This window comes from Adlercreutzia sp. DFI.6.23, assembly GCF_024462535.1.
Classification (GTDB): domain Bacteria; phylum Actinomycetota; class Coriobacteriia; order Coriobacteriales; family Eggerthellaceae; genus Adlercreutzia; species Adlercreutzia rubneri.
Genome location: NZ_JANGBP010000723.1, coordinates 1 through 291, shown reverse-complemented (window position 1 = coordinate 291; position 291 = coordinate 1). Strand labels below are relative to the sequence as shown.

Below are 291 nucleotides of genomic sequence, written 5' to 3'. Positions count from 1 at the left end.
GCACGCCCTCTTCTTCGATGAACCGCTCGATGGATCCCCAATAGCGCACGCGGTTGATGGTGTCCAGGTGGTGGTAGTGGCCGTTGGGGCGGTTCTCCTGGGTGTCGATGTCCTGACCGAGGGACATGTGGAAGTAGGCCCCTTCCAAATCGTGGGTGGCGAGAGCATTGCCGGCAAACACCGCGTCCGCATAGCCGGCGTCGATGATTTTCGCGAAGGCCTCGCGGGAGTACCCGTTGAAGGTGAAGGCCGGCCCCATGACCCATACAATGGAGCCGTGGTCGCGGTCGT

Annotated in this window: 1 pseudogene; it reads right to left on the bottom strand. The window is 62.2% G+C overall.

Going from position 1 to position 291, the window contains the following annotated elements:
• Positions 1–291: pseudogene (locus NE591_RS15220) on the bottom strand (hypothetical protein); the annotation flags it as partial.